At 32.8% G+C, this 23,936-nt stretch carries 21 protein-coding genes; 5 read left to right on the forward strand and 16 right to left on the reverse strand.

Translation table 11 applies throughout. From position 1 onward, the window contains the following. Together Q7C23_RS13545 and Q7C23_RS13550 are read right to left on the reverse strand one after the other, a co-directional pair. Positions 1-675, reverse strand: a complete 675-nt coding sequence (locus tag Q7C23_RS13545; protein ID WP_026985447.1) for a response regulator transcription factor — start codon at positions 673-675, stop codon at positions 1-3. A 203-nt stretch (positions 676-878) separates the two neighbouring features. Continuing rightward, positions 879-2,150, reverse strand: a complete 1,272-nt coding sequence (locus tag Q7C23_RS13550) for a BamA/TamA family outer membrane protein (RefSeq protein ID WP_375033029.1) — start codon at positions 2,148-2,150, stop codon at positions 879-881. Positions 2,151-2,345: 195 nt separating this feature from the next. Here Q7C23_RS13550 and Q7C23_RS13555 point away from each other — a divergent pair, with 195 nt between their 5' ends. Beyond that, positions 2,346-2,924 (forward strand): pentapeptide repeat-containing protein, encoded by a 579-nt coding sequence (locus Q7C23_RS13555; protein WP_375033030.1) that lies wholly within the window; start codon positions 2,346-2,348, stop codon positions 2,922-2,924. A gap of 65 nt (positions 2,925-2,989) precedes the next feature. Here the strand turns inward: Q7C23_RS13555 and Q7C23_RS13560 are convergent, their stop codons facing one another. From Q7C23_RS13560 to glyA, 6 genes are all read right to left on the reverse strand, one after another. Beyond that, positions 2,990-3,967 carry a hypothetical protein gene (locus Q7C23_RS13560; RefSeq protein ID WP_375033031.1) on the reverse strand — a complete coding sequence of 326 codons (978 nt, stop codon included), beginning with the start codon at positions 3,965-3,967 and terminating at the stop codon, positions 2,990-2,992. A 32-nt stretch (positions 3,968-3,999) separates the two neighbouring features. Next, positions 4,000-4,497, reverse strand: coding sequence for a GNAT family N-acetyltransferase (locus tag Q7C23_RS13565; protein ID WP_375033032.1), 498 nt, complete (start codon positions 4,495-4,497; stop codon positions 4,000-4,002). Between the two features lie 21 nt (positions 4,498-4,518). Further along, a complete protein-coding gene (locus Q7C23_RS13570) occupies positions 4,519-5,559 on the reverse strand; it encodes a GMP reductase (protein ID WP_375033033.1) in 1,041 nt (346 codons plus the stop codon). A 220-nt stretch (positions 5,560-5,779) separates the two neighbouring features. After that, on the reverse strand, positions 5,780-6,184 hold the full coding sequence (locus Q7C23_RS13575; RefSeq protein WP_375033034.1) for a hypothetical protein: 405 nt from the start codon (positions 6,182-6,184) through the stop codon (positions 5,780-5,782). Positions 6,185-6,358: 174 nt separating this feature from the next. After that, positions 6,359-6,952, reverse strand: coding sequence for a tRNA-(ms[2]io[6]A)-hydroxylase (locus tag Q7C23_RS13580; protein ID WP_007810758.1), 594 nt, complete (start codon positions 6,950-6,952; stop codon positions 6,359-6,361). 129 nt (positions 6,953-7,081) lie between these two features. Then, positions 7,082-8,356 (reverse strand): serine hydroxymethyltransferase, encoded by a 1,275-nt coding sequence (gene glyA / locus Q7C23_RS13585; RefSeq protein WP_375033035.1) that lies wholly within the window; start codon positions 8,354-8,356, stop codon positions 7,082-7,084. Positions 8,357-8,464: 108 nt separating this feature from the next. On the opposite strand from glyA, the gene fahA reads away from it, so the two are divergent. Next, complete coding sequence (gene fahA / locus Q7C23_RS13590) at positions 8,465-9,751, forward strand: fumarylacetoacetase (protein ID WP_072971078.1); 1,287 nt, start codon at positions 8,465-8,467, stop codon at positions 9,749-9,751. A gap of 187 nt (positions 9,752-9,938) precedes the next feature. On the opposite strand, the gene Q7C23_RS13595 is transcribed toward fahA, so the two are convergent. Continuing rightward, a complete protein-coding gene (locus Q7C23_RS13595; RefSeq protein WP_375033036.1) occupies positions 9,939-10,979 on the reverse strand; it encodes an agmatine/peptidylarginine deiminase in 1,041 nt (346 codons plus the stop codon). A gap of 186 nt (positions 10,980-11,165) precedes the next feature. On the opposite strand from Q7C23_RS13595, the gene Q7C23_RS13600 reads away from it, so the two are divergent. Beyond that, positions 11,166-12,686: a choice-of-anchor I family protein gene (locus Q7C23_RS13600; RefSeq protein WP_375033037.1), complete on the forward strand. Its 1,521-nt coding sequence runs from the start codon at positions 11,166-11,168 to the stop codon at positions 12,684-12,686. Positions 12,687-12,888: 202 nt separating this feature from the next. Next, complete coding sequence (locus Q7C23_RS13605) at positions 12,889-14,151, forward strand: OmpA family protein (protein WP_375033038.1); 1,263 nt, start codon at positions 12,889-12,891, stop codon at positions 14,149-14,151. A gap of 113 nt (positions 14,152-14,264) precedes the next feature. On the opposite strand, the gene Q7C23_RS13610 is transcribed toward Q7C23_RS13605, so the two are convergent. From Q7C23_RS13610 to clpB, 5 genes are all read right to left on the reverse strand, one after another. Then, a complete protein-coding gene (locus Q7C23_RS13610; RefSeq protein ID WP_074657663.1) occupies positions 14,265-15,152 on the reverse strand; it encodes a carbon-nitrogen hydrolase in 888 nt (295 codons plus the stop codon). A gap of 323 nt (positions 15,153-15,475) precedes the next feature. Then, entirely contained in the window at positions 15,476-15,889 is a 414-nt protein-coding gene (locus tag Q7C23_RS13615; RefSeq protein WP_375033039.1) for a hypothetical protein, read from the reverse strand. 427 nt (positions 15,890-16,316) lie between these two features. Next, entirely contained in the window at positions 16,317-16,730 is a 414-nt protein-coding gene (locus tag Q7C23_RS13620) for a hypothetical protein (RefSeq protein WP_375033040.1), read from the reverse strand. Between the two features lie 391 nt (positions 16,731-17,121). Further along, positions 17,122-18,012 (reverse strand): DUF808 domain-containing protein, encoded by an 891-nt coding sequence (locus Q7C23_RS13625; RefSeq protein ID WP_375033041.1) that lies wholly within the window; start codon positions 18,010-18,012, stop codon positions 17,122-17,124. Positions 18,013-18,397: 385 nt separating this feature from the next. Beyond that, positions 18,398-21,001 (reverse strand): ATP-dependent chaperone ClpB, encoded by a 2,604-nt coding sequence (gene clpB / locus Q7C23_RS13630; protein ID WP_375033042.1) that lies wholly within the window; start codon positions 20,999-21,001, stop codon positions 18,398-18,400. Between the two features lie 208 nt (positions 21,002-21,209). Between clpB and ytxJ the strand changes: the two genes are divergently transcribed. After that, a complete protein-coding gene (ytxJ, locus tag Q7C23_RS13635; RefSeq protein WP_375033043.1) occupies positions 21,210-21,599 on the forward strand; it encodes a bacillithiol system redox-active protein YtxJ in 390 nt (129 codons plus the stop codon). Between the two features lie 57 nt (positions 21,600-21,656). On the opposite strand, the gene Q7C23_RS13640 is transcribed toward ytxJ, so the two are convergent. Together Q7C23_RS13640 and Q7C23_RS13645 are read right to left on the reverse strand one after the other, a co-directional pair. Beyond that, complete coding sequence (locus Q7C23_RS13640; protein WP_375033044.1) at positions 21,657-22,823, reverse strand: hypothetical protein; 1,167 nt, start codon at positions 22,821-22,823, stop codon at positions 21,657-21,659. After that, complete coding sequence (locus tag Q7C23_RS13645; protein ID WP_375033045.1) at positions 22,820-23,818, reverse strand: DUF2157 domain-containing protein; 999 nt, start codon at positions 23,816-23,818, stop codon at positions 22,820-22,822. Before Q7C23_RS13645 ends, Q7C23_RS13640 begins: the two co-directional genes overlap by 4 nt. Between the last annotated feature and the right edge of the window lie 118 nt (positions 23,819-23,936).

The following is a 23,936-nucleotide window of genomic DNA, read 5'->3' on the forward strand; positions in this document are numbered from 1 at the left end:
TTATGGCTGTATAACATAACCTAAACCTTTCATGGTATGAATTAGTTTGGTTGTGTAAGGTTTGTCTATTTTTTTTCTTAGGTAATTAATATAAACATCAACAACATTGGTATTCATATCAAAATTAATGTCCCAAACATTATCTAAAATCTGATCACGCGATACAATTCGGCCTGTATTTTTGGCTAAATAATATAATAACTTAAACTCCTTAGCAGTTAAAACAATTGATTCTCCGTTTCTCTTAACTGTTTTTGATTTACTATTTATTTCTAAATCGCTGATGATAATGGAATCTACTTTTTCAGTTTCCTGATTGGCTCTTCTATTAAGTGCATTTACTCTTGCATCGAGTTCACCAAATTTAAAAGGCTTCACCACATAATCATCTGCGCCGGCATTTAATCCCGTAACAATATTTTCAGAGGTTCCAAGCGCTGTCAATAGTAAAACCGGCACAAAATTTTTGTCGGCTCGCAATCTTCTGCAGATTTCAATACCGTTTATATCCGGTAACATCACGTCTAAAATTACCACATCAAAAGTATAATTCTGAATCATTTCTAAAGCCGTTTTACCATCAAGAGCAACGCTAACATCATTGTTGTTTTCAGCGAATCCTTTACGTAAAATAGATAAGAGATTTGGTTCGTCTTCGACTATGAGTAATTTCATTTGAATAATTGTATTAGTCACAAAAATAAGGATTGAGTTTAAAAATCTAAATCTCAATCCTTATAAATTATGATTTTATTATGAACAGTTGAACGAAGAGAATTTTAGATTTTAGATTTCAGAATGTAGATTTCGAATCTTGCTATCTTGAATTAGGTTTAGAATTTTTCTCCCTCATTCAAATAAAATCCATTGAAATTGTTTTAGAAAGTTTCGCCGGCGTTTAAATAGAATCCTTTAGAACTATTCCCCCACGCCTGATCAACAATCAAATTGGTGCGGGTTGCTTTGTCTATTAAAATACGCAAACCTACACCTGCCGCAGGTTGAACGGAATGGAAAAGATTTGTATTAGTTTCCGGATTGCTTGTAGTTACAAAATTCGTAAATACAACTCCGCTGAACATTTGATTGCACGTAATTGGAAACCTGAATTCGCTGGCCAGATAAACTAAGTTTGTTCCTCTGAATAATCCCTGCGTATACCCTTCTCCGCTTCTACTACGCTGATCCCAACCAATGGCAGGTAAATTTAAATAAGGAACTTTTCCGCTGGTTACAAATTGCCCATAGGTCCAAAGAGCCAGGATATAACGTTCATTTTTTTTAGAAAGCGGAATAAAATTGCGATATTCTGCAAAAACCACATTGCTATTATCCTGATTTTTAAACAATACCGGATTAATACGATAATTTAAGTTAGCAAACCATCCACGAGTTGCATTGACCTGATTATCCCGCGAATCGTAAACTAAATTAAGACTCACACCTGTCAAAAAATACTCCAGATTATCAAACCCATACTTTTGACTATATTCATAATGATAAGTAGTTTTTCCGTTTGCCAAATCTAATTCTTTATCTAGGATACTTGAATACCAGTCGATATTGATACCGCCACCAACATAAAAATTCTTCTTTACTTCAAAAGAAGCAGTCTGGTGAAATTTAAAATAATTATAATCCATAGCTTGTGCTATCGAATCTATGCTGAAGCCTGGTTCTTTGTCCCTGGCGGGCGGAATGATATTGGTTCCTAAACCATAATTGGGTTGTGAAAATATATATAAACGATAATCACCACTTAAGAAGATCTTATTGTTTTTTAATAAAATATTGTTTTTGATATTTACCAGCCATTGCTTTTTTGTGGTGTAGGTTATTCCAACATTGGCAATTGAATATTTATCGGCTTTTTCTTTTCCCTTGAAAGTATATTGCGCAACTGCACCAAAAAAGAATCCGGTAGCAGGCTGGGAACCAATAGCCGGAATAACTAAAAAAAAGCTGTTTTTTATAGGCTTAACAACATAAACTGAATCTTTCTTTTTAAAGATTTCTAATATTGTTTTGGGAGGACAAATTTCAGGATTAATAGAGTCCTTTTGAGCGATTGATACAAAATGTATAAAAAACAATAACACTAAGATTTTATATTTCTTCTGAAAGCAATTATTTTTTAAAAATTTTACCATCTGAAAGTCTTATTTTTGGAAATAATGATTCAATCTTATTGTAAATATAAGTCTTATTTTCAACATTTTACACTAAAACGCTTTTAAATTAAAAGGATAACTTCCATAACAAGCTAAAAATTTAAGATTCAAAATTCGTCAATTATTAGGGTAATCAGTATCTTTTCACCCTCAAATAATCATCAAAAAATAACATTGAAAAAAGACGCTGAATATTTTCTTGATAAAGAATACAATTCCATTATTTATGGTAGAGACGAAGCCAATTTCAAGGATTTTGAATGCTGTATTTTCAATAATTGCAACTTTTCTGCCTGTACTTTTTTAGCCGTTACTTTTATTGATTGTGTTTTTAATGACTGTATTTTTAATGAAGCCAAAATAAATTATGTTGCTTTTAGAACTGCTACTTTTAATCGTTGCGAAATCAAAGAAGTAAATTTTGCTATGTGCGATAAATTGATTTTCGAAATCCATTTTTATGATTGCGTTCTGGATTTTTCTAAGTTTTATACCTTAAAAATAAAAGGAACAACATTTACCAATTGCAGCCTCATTGCAGTCGATTTTATGGCCACAGATCTCACCAGCGTACTTTTTGATAATTGCGATTTATACCGTTCTGAGTTTGACAAAGCCATCGCTAACAAAGCCGATTTTAAAACAAGCTATAACTACACTATTGATCCGTCAAAAACAAAATTGAAGAAAGCTGTTTTTGCTTTGAAAGAGGTAAAAGGCTTACTGTTTAAGCATGATGTTGTTGTAATTTAAGGTCATAATAAAAAACCAGTAAAAAACTGATTCCTTATTATTACATTTTTTACCTAGTAAATTATTTACTCCTTTATTTTTATATTTTCAGCTATATTTTTGTATTCATTAAAATGAACATATTTTTTGGAAATATCTGTTCCTACCAATTTAATTATACCTTTTGGCGTTTGTTTTATATACTGATAAATTTTCATCTCCTTTTCTTCGAAAATTCCAAACATTTCTACCTTTACAATTTGGCTTTCTCCTTCTTTATATTTCATTTCAGAAATTATCTTTATTTTAATATTTTTCTCTTTATAAATATTATTTCCATACTTATAAATCAATTTATCGCTGTAAGCTTTTAAATCAAAATCATGAAGATTATTTGGTAAAAATCCAATTGAAAAATTATTTGTGTAGATCCCATTTCCTGTCATTTTTTCTTTTCTGATAGTATATACACTAACATTACTTATGATATTTAACAATTGAAACTCTGAATTTTTTAGATCAACATCATAAAATAAATTATCATCAATATTTACTTTTATTTCTTTATCGTAATATGTACTTAAAACTAAATCAATAATTTCTTCTCTTTCTTTCTCATCATTTTGAAAAACTCCAACAACTAAAACAGAAAAGGAAGTATCTCCGAATGAAAGAATTATTTGTTCGGAATCCTGCCCTTGAGGAGCAAGCCCACAAAAAGCATCATAACTTCCTAACTTAAACTCTTTCTTTGTTCCTATTCTTCCGCCTTGCTTTTCTAATTCGTTTATTTTACTAATTACATTTGGAATTACCTTATAATAGTTTTGATTTAGAATTTCAATAACCTGAAAGTAATTTTTAGAATCTTTTTGAAATCTTTTTAACTCCTTATAGTATATATAATCTTTAGACTCATTTATTAATATTTTTGTTCCTTTTACATTTACTTTATTTTCAATGTTCGAAATTTTAATTTCATCGAGAATATTTATTGACTGACCAGAAGTTTCACAGCTATAACTTAAAAACATTAATAAAAACAATATAACTGTTTGCTTCATTACTCTTACTTATTATATTTCAAAATAATATTTTACAACTTCTTCTCCATAACATAATCTTCCATCAAATAGCCATTTCCTATTTCGATATCAATTTCTTCAACAACTTCAAAACCTATTTTTTTATAAAAACCTAAAGCGTTATTAAATCGGTTAACATTTAAAATTAATGCTGTTGAATTATTGTCTAAAGCTAATTTTCCAATTTCATCAATGACCTTCTTACCAATTCCTTTTCCTTGTGTTTCAGGCAAAAGATATATTTTATGAATTTTGGTTGCAGTTTTGTCACTGTAATTATGTTCTATTCCAATAAATCCTAAATTAGTTTCACCTTCATAAATCATATAAAATAATTGCTCTTTTTTATGGTATTGAAGCGTTAGAGCCTCATCAGAATAAAAAAGATCCAACATATAATCTAATTGTTCTTTTGATAGAATTTCGCCATAAGTAATGGGCCATGTTATATGTACTATATTTTGAATTAACTTAATATCACTAATCTTTGCTTCTGAAATTGTAATCATATTGTATTTAAAATGGTTATATTATTTAGTAAAAACCTGATTTTCCTGTTCGCTTACGCGGATGAATGTTGTTCGTTTGGTAAGTTCTTTTAAACGTGAAGCACCAACATAAGTACAAGCACTTCTTAGACCTCCCAAAATATCCAAAACTGTATTGATCACTTTCCCTTTAAAAGGAACCTGAACTGCTTTTCCTTCACTTGCTCTGTATTCAGCCACCCCACCAACATGTTTATCCATCGCAGTTGTCGAGCTCATTCCATAAAATTGTTTGAATTTCTCACCGTTAATTTCGATCAGTTCTCCTCCGCTCTCCGTATGTCCTGCTAACATTCCGCCTAACATTACAAAATCTGAACCTGCACCAAATGCTTTAGCTACATCTCCAGGCGTAGAACAGCCGCCATCACTGATAATGTGCCCGCCTAAACCGTGAGCAGCATCAGCACATTCGATAATCGCAGAAAGTTGTGGATAACCAACCCCTGTTTTTACACGGGTTGTACAAACAGATCCGGGACCAATTCCGACTTTTACAATATCAGCACCAGCCAAAAGTAATTCTTCGACCATTTCACCGGTCACGACGTTTCCGGCAATAATAACTTTATCAGGGTATTGTTTTCGGGTTTGTTTTAAAAACTGAACAAAATGTTCTGAATATCCATTTGCAACATCTATGCAAATGAATTTCAATAACGGATTTGCTGTAATAACTTGCCCGATTTTAGCAAAATCTTCTTTTCCAGTTCCTGTGCTTATGGCAATATAATTGTAAAAATCTTCTGCTTGATCTTTTAAAAAATCGTTCCATTCCTGAGGAGAATAGTGTTTATGTATAGCGGTAAACAATTTTTCTTTGGCCAAAACTTTCGCCATTTCAAAAGTTCCGACGGTATCCATGTTTGCAGCCATAATCGGAATTCCAGTCCAGATTGTGGTGCTATGCAAAAATTTAAAATTTCGTTCGAGAGAGACTTCAGACCGGCTTTTAAGCGTTGATCTTTTAGGTCGAATCATTACATCTTTAAATCCTAATTTCAAATCAGTTTCTATTCTCATGGCTTTAAATTTTCTGTTACTCTCAAAGATATTAATTTTGAAAATGACGGCTTTAAAATGAATAGGAAACTAATTATTCACTTATTAACAATTATTCAATTTTAGATTTTAGATTGTTGATTTTAGATTATTTAAAAATTCCACAGAGGTTCACAAAGATTTTGCAGAGATTCACAAAGTATGAGAACCTTAAACTTGAAACAAAAAAAAAACTTACTACTTATTCTAAATACTTTACTTTTAAAAATCCAATTTTATAGTGAACCTGTAATGTGTCATTATTTTCTAACTTATATAAAGACTTCAAATTACTTTTTATTCTTAGCGAATCTATTTTATTTAATTGATCATCAAAAGAAATAAATTCACTTCTCTTATCATAAATATGAAATACCTTATTCTCATCATTTCTTAAAACAACATAATCTTTACTAATTTCTTCAACTTTTATTTTTGAATTAAAATACAGAAGAACATCATCTGTCAATCGTTTCGAAAAAAAGACAGTAAATAAAAAAAGTATTGAAGTACCTAAAAAGAAAACTCTATTGACTACTTTTCCTTTGAATCCTATTACTATTAAAATTACAACCAATATTGATGGTAAAATAAAGAATAATTCCATGATTCATTTTTAAAAGTAGCAACGTCATTATAAAAATACTTTTCCTTAATATATGGATCTAAAAAAAAGAATTGCAAAATAATTAGAACTCCAATTACTAAATATGCTATTAAAGTAGATTTTGACAGTTTCATTAATATGCACTTTTATTAATTAGTTTAAAATCATTGATTTTTACCCATGAATCGTTTCGCCTTTTCCATAGTTTGAAATAATCGATTCTTCGTAAGCAAGCCATTCTCTCCAACGCTTCTCAACGTCGATTCCCACTCCGTATTTTCTTGCGTAGGTAATGAAAGTGGTATAATGTCCAGCTTCGCTTTCCATTAGTTCTCTGTAAAAAACAGCTAATTCTTCGTCCTGGATATTTTCAGATAAAACTTTAAAACGCTCACAGCTTCTGGCTTCAATCATGGCAGAGAACAATAATCTTTCAACAAGACCAGAAACACGGCTTCCGTCACCGCTTTTCTTCATATATAAATAGAGTTCATTTACATAATCGTCTTTGCGTTCGCGACCTAATTTTAATCCTCTTTTGATGATTATATTGTGAACCTGTTCAAAATGATCGATTTCTTCTTTGGCTAAAGCCAATAAATCTTTCACCAAATCCTGATGCTCTGAGTTATTAGTAATAATCGTAATCGCATTTGTTGCAGCTTTTTGCTCGCACCAAGCATGATCCGTCAGGATTTCCTCAATATTTTTCTCTACAATATTTACCCATCTTGGGTCTGTTGGCAGTTGTAATCTTAGTACGCCCATTTTATAAGTCTTAAAGTTAGAAAGTCATAAAGTTGTAAAGTCAAAAAAAGTCGAAGATCAAAACTAAAATAGAATTACCTTCCATTTCAAGACTTTCGACCTTCGACTTTAAGAATTTATGACTGATTTTTAGTATACGAAAATCGGTCTTTCGCTCATCATTTCGTTTACTTCGTTAGCTACTTCTTCGATAACTGCTTCATTTGTGTGATCAGCAAGAACTTTATCAATTAAAGCTACAATAGTTTCCATATCTTCTTCAACTAAACCACGAGTTGTGATTGCAGCTGTTCCAACACGTATTCCAGAAGTTACAAATGGTGATTTATCATCAAATGGAACCATATTTTTATTTACTGTAATTTCAGCCTTTACTAATGCATTCTCTGCTTCTTTACCAGAAATATTTTTATTTCTTAAGTCAATAAGCATCATGTGGTTATCCGTTCCGCCAGAGATGATTTTGTATCCTCTTTTTACGAAAGCATCGGCCATAGCGTTTGCATTTTTTTGCAATTGCATAGCGTAAGTAAAGAATTCATCTTTTAATGCTTCACCAAAAGCAACAGCTTTAGCAGCGATAATGTGCATTAAAGGTCCACCTTGATTTCCAGGGAAAACAGCAAGATCTAATAAAGAGGACATCATTCTGATTTCTCCTTTTGGAGTTGTTAATCCTTGTGGATTTGGAAAATCTTTCCCCATCAAAATCAAACCTCCACGTGGTCCACGTAAAGTCTTGTGAGTTGTTGTAGAAACGATATGACAATGTGGAATTGGGTCATTCATCAATCCTTTAGCAATTAAACCTGCAGGGTGAGAAATATCAGCAAATAAGATTGCACCTACACTATCAGCAATTTCTCTGAAACGAGCAAAATCCATATCACGAGAATAAGCAGAAGCTCCAGCGATAATTAATTTTGGCTTTTCTTTACTTGCAATTTCCTGAATTTTATCATAGTCTAAACGGCCCGTTTCAGCATCAACACCGTAAAAAACAGGACGGTATAAACGACCTGAAAAGTTTACCGGAGAACCGTGAGTCAAGTGACCACCGTGAGATAAATCGAATCCTAAAATAGTATCACCAGGATTTAAACATGCATGGTAAACTGATGTATTTGCCTGAGAACCTGAGTGAGGTTGTACGTTTGCGTATTCAGCACCAAATAATTCTTTGGCTCTGTCAATCGCAATTTGCTCAATAACGTCAACTACTTCGCAACCGCCGTAGTATCTTTTGCCAGGATATCCCTCAGCGTATTTGTTAGTTAAAACAGAACCAGCTGCTTCCATTACTTCGTCACTTACAAAGTTCTCCGAAGCGATAAGTTCTAATCCGTGAATTTGTCTGTCTTGTTCCTCTAGTATAAGGTCAAAAATTTGTTCGTCGCGTTGCATTTTTTCGTTTTTCGTTAATTTGATGCAAAAATACAAAAAAACGTTTGTGATACTGTTAGATTATGATATATTTGACATAGAATTTTTCAACAAATAATTAACATACACATGCCAATAACCGCCAACGATACCAAAAGAAAATCATGGTTAGAAGTACCAGAAAATAGTGACTTCCCTATACAGAATATTCCTTTCGGTGTATTTCTTACCAAAGAAAATGTCGTTACAGTAGGAACAAGAATTGGCGATTACGCTATAGATTTAGGGGCTTTACAACAATTAAACTATTTTGAAGGAATAGATTTAACTGATGATATGTTTATGCAGGACACGCTAAATGATTTTATTTCTGACGGAAAAAAAACATGGCGATTAGTTCGAAACCGTATCGCAGATATATTTGACGCAACCAATCCACAACTTAGAGATTCAACAAAAGATCGCGATATTGTTATTTTTAAAATTGATGATGTAGAGATGCAATTACCCGTTTTAATTGGCGATTATACTGATTTCTACTCAAGTAAAGAACATGCTACCAACGTTGGAAAAATGTTCCGTGATCCTGAAAATGCCTTATTACCTAACTGGTTGCACATTCCGGTAGGTTACCATGGAAGAAGTTCTACTATTGTTCCATCCGGAATTCCGGTACACCGACCAATGGGACAAACTTTACCGGCTGGAGAAAAGTATCCTGTCTTTGGTCCATCTCGTTTAGTAGATTTTGAACTAGAAACAGCTTTTATTACAACTGACGTCAATGTTATGGGAGAAAATATCCCAACATACGAAGCTGAAGATTATATTTTCGGAATGGTTTTATTGAATGACTGGAGCGCACGTGATATCCAGAAATGGGAATATGTGCCACTAGGACCATTCTTAGCAAAAAACTTTGCAACCTCAATTTCTCCATGGATTGTAACTATGGACGCTTTAGAACCTTTTAGAACTAAAGGTCCTAAACAAGATCCGTCTCCGCTTCCTTATTTACAGACAAAAGGAAAAAAAGCTTTTGATATTCATTTAGAAGTTTCAATTCAACCTGAAAATCAAGAGGAAGAAACTGTAGTTTCTAAATCAAATTTCAAATATTTGTATTGGTCAATGGCCCAGCAATTAGCACATCATACTTCAAACGGATGCCGTGTTAATTCTGGTGACATGATGGGTTCCGGAACTATTTCTGGTCCTACTCCTGACAGTTTTGGTTCTATGTTAGAATTAACCTGGGGAGGAAAAAACCCTATAAAACTTAAAGACGGTAGCGAACGTAAATTTATCGAAGATAATGATACCGTTATTATCAGAGGTTTCTGCGAAAATGCAGAAGTAAGAATTGGTTTTGGAGAAGTTGCCAGTCAACTTTTACCTCCGTTTATCAGACAATGAAGAGAAGATTCAATACATTAATTTTTAATTATGCAAATAAAAAAAAGCTTGTTAGTTTCGTTCTAACAAGCTTTTTTTTTATGGTTTTGAATCTCGCAAAGACGCAGAGTCGCAGAGTTTAAAATTATTAAAAAACTTAAAAAGAAAAACTTTGCGACTCTGCGTCTTTGCGAGATTATTTTAAAACTTACGCCGGAATCTGCTGGCTTAAACAATGTAATGTTCCGAATCCCCAGATGAAATCGATACAACTAATTCCGATCACTTCTCTGTCCGGGAAACATTCTGATAATATATTCAAAGCTACACGATCATTACTATCATTAAATGTCGGAACTAAAACACATTTATTCAGAATTATGAAATTAGCATAACTCGCCGGTAATCTTAAATCTTCAAAATCAACACGTTTTGGCATTGGTAGCGCCACAATTGTTGGTGATTTTCCGTCTTCTAATTTGGCATTTTGTAAACGCTTTAGATTATCTTGTAATGGTTTGTAATTTGAATCGTTTTTATCCGTTTCTACGATCGTTACGATTGTATCTTCATTTACAAATCGGCATAAATCGTCGATATGTCCGTGTGTGTCATCTCCTTCTATCCCATCTCCAAGCCAGATTACATTGGTTACACCCAAATATTCTTTAAAAACAGCTTCGTAATCTTCTTTGGTAAAATTTTTATTTCTAACCTGAATTGTTGGATGCATTAAGCATTCTTCAGAAGTCAATAAAGTTCCTTTTCCGTTTACGTCTATCGCACCGCCTTCAACAATTACCGGTTTTCCTTTGTACATAACCTGAGTTAGCGGAACATCAATGAAATCGGCAATTTTACCAGGGACAAATTTATCTAACTGATAGTTTTTGTATTTTGCCCAACCATTAAAATTGAAATTCAAGGCTTCTCTTTTTAAACCATTTTTTACAATAATTGGTCCGGAATCACGCATCCAGCTTCTGTTTGTTTTATGAATAATAAACGAAACATTCGCAAGATTTACTCTTGCTCTTTCTAACATTTCGTTTACTTTTTCTTTTAGTTTTTCATCGGCTACGACCAAAAAAACCGTTTCAAAATTGGCTACTTTTTTAATAAATTCTACAAAAGCCCATTGAACAGCTTCGTATTTTCCTGGCCAGTCATTACCATTATGTGGAAAACACAATACAATTCCTTGTTGTTTTTCCCATTCTGCTGGAAATCTTCTATTATTTGTTGACATATAGAGGTTCTAAATTTGAAAGAGTACAAAGATAATCATTCAGAAGGATTATAAAACAGTCTATGGGAAATCCACCACAATTAAAACCAAAATATCTGATAAAAATTAAGTTAAAGATTAAATAATAAAGGCTTAATATACGGCCAAGATCTCCTAATTACTTTTGACAAAACTAAAACTAATAAAATGAAAAAAGTATCTATCTCATTACTAACTGCTCTTTTAATTATGACGAGTTGTAATAATGATGAAAATTCAAACAACGAACCGGAAGAAGTTGTCGTAAACGAAAATCCGGGAACTTTTAAAGAAATTGGTTCTATCACTATTGGTGGTGAAGCAGCTGCAGAAATTTCTACCTACGATGAGAAAACAAAAAGACTTTTCACTGTAAACAATAGCGGAACAAATCAAATTGATGTAATTGATATTTCAGATCCTAGTAAACCTGTTAAAATTGGTAAAATTGACTTAACTCCTTATGAAGGAGCTTCAAATAGTGTAGATGTTTATGACGGAAAATTAGCTGTTGCATTAGAATCAACCACAAACAAACAATCAAACGGAAAAGTTGTAATTTTTAACACGACAGATTATAGTTTAATTAAGCAAGTTACCGTAGGTGCACTACCGGATATGATTACGTTTTCACCTGACGGAAAATATATAATGACGGCTAATGAAGGAGAGCCAAATACAGATTATTCTCAGGATCCAAACGGAACTATTTCTATTATTGAAACTAGCACATATGCTGTTACAACTTTAGATTTTGCTTCTTTCGCCACTCAGGCTGAAACTTTGAAAAAGGACGGATTCAGAATTTCAAAAATTGCAAAAAGCTTCGCTCAGGATATTGAACCAGAATACGTTACTATTTCAGACGATTCTAAAACGGCTTGGGTTACTTTACAAGAAAATAATGGTGTTGCAAAAGTAGATTTAACTTCAAAAACAATTACGGCTATTTATCCTTTAGGATATAAAAATTACAATACAGCTGAAAATGCAATTGATGTAAGTGATAAAGATGATAAAATTGCTTTTAATCCGTGGAAAGTAAAAGGTATGTTTATGCCGGATGCTATCAGCCATTTTTCTGCTAATAACATTCCTTATTTTGTTACAGCCAATGAAGGCGATGCAAGAGAATATACAGCTAATACTGATATCAAAAGAATGAAAGACTTAGCATTAGACGCTACTGTTTTTCCCGATGCAGCAACTTTAAAATTAGAATCAAATTTAGGACGATTAAATCTTATCGCTGACATGGGAGATACTGACGGTGATGGTGATTTAGATGAAATGGTAGCTTTTGGAGCCCGCTCATTTTCTATTTGGAACGGAAGTACCGGAAAAATTGTTTATGACAGTAAAAATGATGTGGACAAAAAGACACAAGAACTAGGAACTTATGATGACAAACGTAGTGACGACAAAGGTTCTGAACCAGAGGCAGTAAAAGTTGTGAAAATGGGAAACCAGAATATTTTATTTGTTGGCCTTGAAAGATCTGATGCTTTCATGACGTATGATGTAACAAATCCTGCATCACCTCAATATTTACAAATAGTAAAGACGGGAGACGCACCAGAAGGAGTTTTATTTATTCCTGCTTCTAAAAGTCCCACAAAAAGAAGTCTTTTAGTTGTGAGTAGCGAAGGTGACGGAACCGTAAAAATCTATCAGCCAGATTTAAAATAAGTTTCAATCATCAATTTCAAGAAAAGGGTAAAAACTAATTTTACCCTTTTTTTTGTATCTAATATTGAGATTATTTTAACTTATTTACATAAAAAAATGCCAAAACGTGGGAATTATGTAAGAGCATATACAACACAATCTAAAAGTCTAAGCATAATTTTGTCATGAGTTTAAAATAAAAACCAACTTAATATTGAATATCATGAAAAAGAAATTAGCCTCCGTATCCCTATTAATACTGGCATTTGCAGCAAATGCGCAAAATATGGCAACTACAACACCACAGCCTTCTATAGATAAAGAACCTTACGACAAATGGTCTATCGAATTAAATGGTGGTGTTAACAAACCAACGAGAACAATGACTCCAGGTTACTCTACCGCAACTCTCAATCCTTTCCATGCAGATTTAGGTGTAAGATATATGTTTAATCCTAAATTTGGGGTAAAATTAGATGTTGGTTACGACCAATTTACAGAGAGAGATGACACACCAGATTTTGAAAGCCGTTATGTTAGAGCAAGTTTACAAGGTGTTGTAAACATTGGTAGAGCCTTAAATTTTGAAACCTGGACCAACACTATTGGTGTTTTGGCACATGGTGGTTTTGGAGTTGCTCAATTAAGTACTGAAACCGGATATGGCGGACAAGATTATGTGGGTCACGGAATTTTAGGATTAACAGGTCAGGTAAAATTAAGCAATAGAGTTGCTTTGACCGGAGATCTTACCGGAATTGTTAATGGAAGACAAAACTGGAACTTTGATGGAATGGGCAAAACAACGACAGGTTCATTTGATGGCGTTTTATTAAACGCTTCTGTAGGTCTAACCGTTTATTTAGGTAAAAATGGAAAACATGCTGACTGGGTTGGTGAAGAAGACAGAATCGATGAACTTGAGCAAAGAGTTGGTTTAATCGAAACTGGTCTTTTGGACACAGACAAAGATGGTGTAGCTGATTTATATGATTTAGAACCAAATTCAATTACAGGTGTTGCAGTAAATACAAAAGGACAATCAATCGATACAAACCAAAATGGTGTTCCTGATGAATTAGAAAGTTATTTAGACAAAACTTACGCTAAAAAAGGTGATAATAATCTAACAAACAATACTGTAGAAGAGTTGATTAATGGAGGTTACGTAAATGTCTATTTCGACTTTAACTCTTCTAAACCAACAAATGCTTCTTTATCTGGTGTTGATTTCTTAGTGAAATACTTAAAAAACAATCCAGGAAAATCAGCAGATATAATTGGATATGCTGACGAAATTGGAAATTCAAGTTACAACACTGAATTATCAAGAAAAAGAGCAGAAGCTGTGAAAAAAGTGGCTACAAATGCAGGAATCGATGCTTCAAGATTGAATGTAATTGCTAACGGAGAAGATACTTCTGTAAACAAAAATTCTAAAGAAGCACGTCAGATCGTGAGAAGAGTTACTTTCCAAGTGAAATAATCTCTATAAATATAAATGCAAAAGGCGGTTTCAAATTTGAAACCGCCTTTTTTATTTCCAATAAAAAAGGACAAATATAAATTTGTCCTTTTTCAATTATCGTTTTAACGTATTTAGTCGATTGCTCTCTTAGTAATATCGCCAAAAGCATCAATTCTTCTGTCTCTGAAAAATGGCCAGTTTTGACGTACATTTTCCTGTAAATCCAAATCAACTTCGGCAATTAAGATTTCTTCCTGATCGTGAGATGCCTGTGCTAAAATTTCACCTTGAGGTCCCGCGATAAATGAGGCTCCCCAAAACTGAATTCCGTCAGTTCCGTCGATATATTGTTCTAAGCCAATTCTGTTAGCAGCAGCAACGAAAACGCCATTTGCAACAGCATGTCCTTTCATTACATTCATCCAGGCGCCATATTGATTTTCTCCGTATTGCTCTTTTTCTTTTGGATGCCATCCAATTGCTGTGGGATAAAACAATACTTCTGCACCTTTTAAGGCAGTAATACGAGCAGCTTCTGGATACCATTGGTCCCAACAAATAAGGGTTCCAACTTTTCCTTTTTTAGTCTCTATAGCCTGAAAGCCTAAATCACCCGGAGTGAAATAGAATTTTTCGTAGAAATGAGGATCGTCCGGAATGTGCATTTTTCGGTACAAACCAGCTTCAGTTCCGTCTGTATCGATTATGTAAGCACTATTGTGATAAATTCCAGCCATTCTTTTTTCGAAGAAAGGAACAATGATTACCACCCCTAATTCTTTTGCCAATGCGCTAAAAGCAATAAAAGAAGTACTATACAATGGTTCTGCTAAAGCAAAATTATCGACATCTTCACTTTGGCAAAAATAATGACTGCTATATAATTCTGGTAATAAAATTACTTCTGCACCTTTATTGGCCGCATCTTTTACCCAACTGATACATTTTTTAAGATTATTTTCGGCAACGTCGTTCAGGTTTAACTGAATAACGGCTATTTTATATTTTCTTTTCGGCATGACATAAAATTTAGAGTGCAAAAATAGTAATTTTTAGAGGAATGACAAAAGGAACAAGTCTTACATAAAATTAAAAAAAATGAACTATTAGTTGTTTAATTTGCGAGTTTGGATTTGCGCATGTTAAACAGATTCTAAAAATATAAATTAACTCACTTTTACTCTATAATATTAAATAATCCCTAAATACAATTCTTTTATAATTTGACAATTGGATTTTTCTTATAGTATAAAGCTTAAAGGATTTATAATAAAAAAACATTTTTGCACAAATATTTTCTGCAAAAATGTTCTTTCTAAAACTATATCAGTTAAGAAATAAATTATTCACTGACAACCACAGTACGAGTAATAAATTCAGTTTTTGATTTTTTAAATTTGATTTCAAACGTACCTTTTTCAGTTGATTTGAATTTAAAGACTATAATCCTAGAAGTTGGGACCTGCCTCGAACAAGCTTCAGCAGGATATCTTACTTCCACTTGCAAACCTTTTACCTTATCAATTAATACTTCACTATATCGGTCGAATTGCCCGCATTCATTATCTGCTGTAAAAAAAATTTCATACGACAACTCGTCATTCACTTTTCCGCTTTCTGGGCCTCTAATTTCTGTTACAAATGCTGATTTGGTAGTTGACTTATCAATAGGCTGATCATCATCACTACTGCATGAAAAAAAAACTGTCACTAAAAATAATACTGACAAAATTATCTTTAATCTAAAACTCTTCATAAATAATAATTGTTAATTGTTAATTGTTAATTGTTAATTGTTAATTGTTAATTGTTATTATGAAGATAGTATATAATCAAAAAGGTTGCTTGAAAAAATGTTAAATAGTTTAACAAAAAAACCAAAACCATTATAAATTAATTATTTAATTAAGTTTTAATTTTTAGTCGGAAAGGCACCTCGATATACTAAATTCGTATGATGTTTAAAGTAGTAGATAAATAATATAAATTTCTTCTACTTTATGACAGTTTTAAAAGAAGTTACATTGATCAATCCACTACTCTACTAATTAAGCACAAACAGTATTCTACATTTGGTGGATTATTTTTAGTAAATTAAATTCAAAAAAAGACCATTTTGTATCAAGTATATAACTTCTCAAAATGATCTTTTTCTAACCTAAATTTATGACCTAAAAACTGTATTAATCAATAACCACTTTTGTTGTGATAAATTCAGTTTCAGATTTTCTGAACTTAATATCAAATGTTCCTTTTGCAACTGACTTGAATTTGTAAGTCGTCTTTTTAGGAGCTGGAACTTGTTGTGTACAAACTTCTGAAGGGTATTTTGCTTCAATCTGTAATCCTTTTACTGTACCAAGTGTCACTTCACTAATTTTATCAAATTCTCCACAAGCGTTATCTACCACAAAAGTTACTTCATAACTAAGCTCATCGTTTACTTTTCCGGTTGCTGGTCCTTTAACCTCTGTTACAAATGCAGCTTTGGCTACTGGGTTAGGAGTTTCTACTTCATCATCGTCGTTGTTGCATGAAATAACTGCCAATGATAAAAATAATACTACTAAAGCTGATTTTAATCTAAAACTTTTCATATAAAATAATAATTAATTGTTAATTACTATGAAGATGCGAATGCGTTGCATTGGTTGCTTTGGCTAAATGTTAAATATTTTTCAGAGTGCGTCAAACAACTACATATCAACACTTTGACAGATGAAAAAAAATTACGCAACTACCGTTATTTCTTATGAAAATTGAATTTTATACTAGCCCCGATTACTTCACTTAGCATTTATTTTTATCGGAGTTCAGTGAATTTCATTTGCAGCGGCATCCTTTTTAGCCGCTTTTTCAGCGGGTAAAAAGATACAAGTGGATAGCGGGACAGGTATTGTTTTGAAAACTGATTTTTCTGCTTCAAAAAAAAAAAAAAAACACTAGTCTTTCGACCAGTGCTTTTGAATATCTTTTAAAGGACTTAGATTACGCCTTAGTAGCTTTTTTAGGAAGTATCTTTTTTACAAGATTTACTATTACTAAAACTACAAGTCCTAAAGCCAGACCCACTACAAATTCTTTTATAATGTCAGGGAGGTAGATTTTAGTTGATAAATGATGAAAAAATGGAATATGATGCACGAAAATACCTCCGGCAACTAATAACAAAGCAATTGTACCAATAACGGTCAAACTTTTTATAATTAATGGAAGTGCTTTTACCAAAATATTACCAATAAATTTGGAGACACTTTTTTCTTTTTTACTAAACTTAATAAGTTTATAACCTGCTTCATCCATACGGACAATTAACGCTACAATTCCGTAAACGCCAATTGTTGCAATGACTGCAATGATAGAAACTACCACGATTTGCTGTGAAATAGGTTTACCAACTACCGTACTCAAAGCGATGATTACGATTTCGACAGAGAGAATAAAATCAGTTACGATTGCCGATTTTATTTTTCCTTTTTCCATTTCAAGAATTTGTTCTTCAGTAAAGGTTTCTTCCGTTATTCCTTCTGATTCTTCATGCGAATGCGGAAAGATAAACTCGTATATTTTTTCGGCTCCTTCATAGGCTAAGAACAATCCACCCAAAATCAAAACAACGATAATAGCAATTGGAAAAAAAGCACTTAATAAAAAGGCAATTGGTAAAATAATTACTTTGTTAAGCAATGATCCCTTACTGATTGCCCATAATACCGGAAGTTCTCTTGAAGAAGCAAAACCGGAAGCTTTTTCGGCATTAACAGCTAAATCGTCTCCTAAAATTCCTGCAGTTTTTTTTGCTGCAACTTTACTCATTACTGCAACATCATCCATAATTGCTGCAATATCATCTAATAGTACGAAAAAACCTGATGCCATTCTAATTGTTTTTTATTTGTGATTCCCTTTAATTTGGTAGCGCGAATCTACTACTTTTGATTTAATTTTCTGCTAAAAAATTAGCTGCATTGTCCTAAAAGAACCCAGATAATTACAAAAACTAAGATTGTTCCAAAACATCCTCCGCCTAATTTTTTTGCTCCGTAACCTGCGATTAATCCTCTAAAAATATTGTTCATAGTATTGGTTTTTAGTTATTTATTTAATTAAATATAATGATTTTTAAGTATCATAAAGTTGAGAATTTACTGAATCAATTATTTTATATGAATTTTAAAAAAAGTTTCATTATTCACGGGTATAGTTTTATTGCAAAAAAAACACCAGCGGTAAAACTGGTGTTTTTATTTTTTTTTTAAAAGATTTATTCTACAGACTGTGTTTGGTTTCTGAAAACCAATTTTCCGTCGAAAGCATCAATTAAAATAATACTGTCTGTTGTAATATTTCCAGCCAGAATTTCTTTAGACAATTGATTCAATACTTCTCTCTGAATTACACGTTTTACCGGTCTTGCACCAAACTCAGGATCATAGCCTTTATCTGAAAGATATTTGGTTCCTTCTGGAGTTGCATCCATTGTAATACCTTGTAAAGCCAGCATCTTGCTAACGCTCTTCAATTGTAAACTCACAATTCTAGAGATATTATCAACTGTTAATGGCGTAAACATTACGATTTCATCTATACGATTTATAAATTCCGGACGTACGGTTTGTTTCAATAATCCTAAAACTTCCACTTTTGCAGCTTCGGTTGCGGCTTCAACACTTCCTTTTAAGTTCTCAAATTTCTCTTGTATAATCTGACTACCCATATTAGAAGTCATGATGATAATCGTGTTTTTGAAATCCGCTAAACGACCTTTGTTATCTGTTAATCGACCTTCATCTAAAACCTGCAACAAAATATTGAAAGTATCCGGATGCGCTTTTTCTATTTCGTCTAACAAAATCACAGAATAGGGTTTTCTACGAACGGCTTCTGTCAATTGACCGCCCTCATCATAACCTACATATCCGGGAGGCGCACCTACCAAACGGCTCACACTGTGACGTTCCTGATATTCACTCATATCGATACGTGTCATCGCATTTTCGTCATCAAAAAGATATTCGGCCAATGCTTTTGCCAACTCTGTTTTACCTACTCCGGTTGTTCCTAAAAACAAGAACGTTCCAACAGGTTTTTTCATATCCTGCAAACCGGCGCGGCTTCTACGAACGGCGTCACTCACCGCTTCTATCGCTTCTTCCTGACCTACTACTCTTCTGTGCAATTCTTCTTCAAGATGAAGCAGCTTTTCTCTTTCAGTCTGAAGCATTTTCATTACTGGAATTCCAGTCCATTTTGCTACAACTTCGGCTATATCTTCGCGTGTAACTTCTTCTTTAATCAAAGAATTACCCGATTGATACTCCTGTAATTGTTTCAATAAAACATCCAAACGCTCTTGTGCTTCTTTGATTTTTCCGTAACGAATTTCGGCTACTTTTCCGTAATCACCATCACGTTCTGCACGTTCTGCTTCGTATTTAAAGTCTTCAATTTCTTGTTTTACAGATTGAATTCCGTCAACCACATCTTTTTCCGATTTCCATTTGGTATAGATTTCATTGCGTTCTTCTTTGAGATTCGCCAAATCCATTCCTAAAATCTTCAGTTTACTTTCTTCTTTTTCGCGTTTGATAGCTTCTATCTCGATTTCTAACTGCATTATTTTACGATCCAAAACATCTAACTCTTCTGGTTTTGAATTTATTTCCATTCTCAATTTAGAAGCGGCTTCGTCCATCAAATCGATCGCTTTATCCGGTAAAAAACGATTCGTAATATATCGTTGTGAAAGTTCGACAGCAGCAATAATCGCCTCATCCTTAATTTGAACTTTGTGATGTGTTTCGTATTTTTCTTTGATACCACGTAAAATCGAGATTGCACTTTCCGTATCCGGTTCATCTACCAAAACCTTTTGAAAACGACGCTCTAGTGCTTTATCTTTTTCGAAATATTTTTGATATTCATCTAAAGTTGTTGCTCCAATCGCTCTTAATTCACCGCGAGCCAAAGCTGGTTTCAGGATATTAGCAGCATCCATTGCACCTTCACCTCCACCCGCACCAACAAGGGTATGAATCTCATCAATAAACAAAACGATATCACCTTCGGCAGCGGTAACTTCTTTTACTACTGATTTTAATCTTTCTTCGAATTCCCCTTTATATTTTGCACCTGCAATCAAGGCTCCCATATCTAAAGAGAAAACGATTTTATCTTTTAAGTTTTCAGGCACGTCGCCATCAACAATTCTGTGTGCTAAGCCTTCTGCAATAGCGGTTTTACCAACTCCAGGTTCACCCACTAACATTGGGTTATTTTTGGTTCTTCTGGTCAAAATTTGCAATACACGACGAATTTCTTCATCACGACCAATAACCGGATCCAGTTTTCCTGTACTTGCTAATTCGTTTAAGTTTTTAGCATATTTATTTAAGGCATTATACGTTTCTTCAGCTGAAGCTGACGTTACTCTTTCACCTTTTCTAAGTTCTTCGATAGTTGCTTTCAAAGCTTTTCCGGTAACACCCTGATCTTTCAAAATTTGAGCAACCTTACTTTTTGAATCAAAAATGGCCAAAATTAAATGCTCTATCGAAACGTATTCGTCGTTCATTTTTTGTGCAATAATTTCAGCTTCATTCAAAGCTTTATTAGCATCTCTCGAAAGCATAATATCGCCTCCAGAAACCTTCGGAAAGCTCTGAATAGTTGAATCTAATATTTGTAAAAACAACGGCACATTTACGTTTAGTTTTTTTAATATAAACGGTGCTACATTTTCATCTACCTCAAAAATAGCTTTAAAAATGTGTTCGTTTTCTATTTGTTGCTGTCCGTATCGTTGCGCCAATTGCTGTGAAAGCTGAATAGCTTCCTGCGATTTAGTTGTAAATTTATTTATGTTCATAGTAAATATTATTAAGGTTTGATCTTCATTTTAATAATCGATACCATTAAAATTTGAGCTGATTGAATTAAGCTTTTCATTTTAAATGGTGTAACTTTGCTAATGAACTTTCAAATTATATTCCATTATAAAAATACAGACAAAAAGTCATTAAAAACAGCTTCTTTGTTATTTTTTAACGACAAAAAGTCATAAATGCAGTCAAAATATGAGTTTTTTAAATTCTATCTTCGGAAATTCAGACAATTCTGAGTCACAAAAAAGCAATGTAAACTGGATTCCTCTAACAAATTTAGCACAGTTAAATGATATAGAGAACATGTCTAGTGTTAAGCCTATTGTAATTTTTAAGCATAGCACAAGGTGCAGCATTAGCCGTTTTGCTTTAAAACAATTTGAAAGAGAATATGATTTAGATGAAACTGTCGATGCTTTCTTTTTAGATTTAATTGAACATCGCGATATTTCAAATGAAATTGCAAGTAAGTTTGGTGTTTATCATGAATCACCACAACTTATCTTAATTAAAGACGGTAAAGCAATTTATGATGTATCCCATAGTGATATTGATGCAGAGGCATTGAAAAATAAAGTTTAGTTTTTTTGTCACAGATTAAAAATCATTTTTAATCTTTTTAATCTGTGACAATTCTTTTTAAAAACTTCCTTCTGAGCCTCCCCCGCTAAAACCTCCGCCTCCAAATTCCATTGGAGAATCTTTTGGTTTTACTGCCGGTTTCATTCCGAAAGCTGATGCTACAATTAGGGCTTCAGCGTTTAAAAGTGCGTTTGAATTATTGATTCTGTCTGGTTTAAAAGTCAAACCGCTTTCCTTCTCTTTCAATTTCTTTATGGAGAAATAAGCTATTGCGAATAACACTACTCCGCCCAGTGTTAGTGCTACTTCAATTGGTAAAACGGAATGATAAAATCGGATGGTACAAATTGAAAAACCAATTACTAAGAAACTTATCCAAAGCATTATTCTGTCTTTTGTTTTCAACGCTTGTACTAAATAAACAATCGGAACAACCAGTGTAAAAGTATAAAAGAAATACGCAAAAGGAATGTCTTTTCCCGGGAGAACTTCATTTTCTAAAAACATTACAGAAAGTTCTCTCACAACCAAATAATTGCATGAAACATAGAACAGAACTAAACAGAAACTATTAGCTAACAAAAGGCCTTTGTAATAATAGCTTTCTGTAAGACTATGGATTGATTTCTTAGTAGAGAAGTAAAATCCCGCTGCAAATAACATCGCTGCAAAAGGCAAAATTGTTTTTCCTATTTCGCCAAATTCAAATAACCCATAGAATAAAACTGCCGAACTTGCTAAACAAAAAACTAATAAGGAAGGCAAATGCAAGTATCGTCTGTACATTACAAATGCTGCAATTGCCATAAAAACAGCAATTATCAATTCGTATCCATCAGTTGTAATTCCGATTGCAAATCCAACATTTAAAATAGCTCCCAAAATAAAAGAATCATCCAGACCATGTCCGTAATATTTTTGATTAGCTAAAAATTCTGCTCCGGCAAAACCAATTCCAGCAAAAATATAGCAACAGATTTTGAAATAAGATTCTTCACCCGCCATTCCAACTATCGAAATCGCTCCACATATCGATCCGTATAAAAATGATCCTAACAGAAAAAATCCTAATCGTACCAGAATATTCTTTTGGTTCTTAAAATCTGGCAATTGCTTTTTAATTAAGTCTTTTTGCTCTTTACTAATAAAACCAGCATTTTGCAAAGAATTTGCCTCCTCCAATAAAGCCAAATCGTCTAGTAATTGTTTATCATGTGCTATCATTCGGTTATTTCTTTATGGAAGTTTTTAATTAATTTAATAAATAGTACTATCGAGCCAATGAAATAGACCGGGAGCATAAAAACAAACAATTCCCAAATATCAGAGAAGTCTATTAAATCTAAAATTCGAAAGAAGAATATATTTAAACCAATATAAGCGTAAACAATCATAAAAACATACAAGGACATTGACTTAATTTCATGACTCACTTTATAAAAATAATAGGATGAAGCAGCTAAAACCAATCCAAAAAGCAACCAAATACCATCATAATCGGAATCTGTCAAATTACTAATTGATGCTATGCTTATTAAATGCAAAGCAAAAGTGAGATAGACGAAATTAAAATGTGTTTTTAAATTTGTTCTGGAACTGTATATTGTCCATAAAATAAGTAAACCTCCCAGTATGATAGCAGAATAGCTAAGCGTTTCATTCGAATAAAAATCATTATGCAGTAAATCCTGAGGTGTGACAGAAAGCCCGATATAAGCAGCTAAACCCGTGATTGCGATAGTTAAAACGCTTTTATTATCAAAATAATAGGCACAAAAGAAACTTACTATAGTTGGAATTAAAGTTGCCAGATCATAATGCGTTCCAAAAGGTTTGTACTGAAATTGCAGATAACCAATAAAAATACAGATCAAAATATTGGCCGCTAAAACCAAATATTCTAAAAATGGGCTCTCAAAGACAGTTTCTGTTTTCTGAAATCCTTTGGAATTTTTAAAACAATAATAGAAACAGACAATGATTACAATCAGTAATATCGAAAGAAGCGCAACATGCCCAATTGTATCAATGTTTTCATAAATTAAAATCCCGATTCCGGAAGTAAAAAGTAAAACAGATAAATACAGAAAAAGTTTCAATTCTGCATTTAATGAGAAAATATTCAGATTTCGATAAGCTTTAATTTCCTGATATTGATTCTCAGTAATTAGATTCTTATTTAGAAGCGATTGCGTCGCCTTGTCATCAAATTTATTCATGTTTTGTTTTATAAATAGCAATCAAAAATAGTCTTTTTTTGATTGACTAAAGCTTATTTTTTAATACATAAAATCTTTCTTAAAAATATAATTCTACAAAAAAACCGATTTGTACATA

The organism is Flavobacterium sp. LAR06 (assembly GCF_041946075.1).
GTDB lineage: Bacteria > Bacteroidota > Bacteroidia > Flavobacteriales > Flavobacteriaceae > Flavobacterium.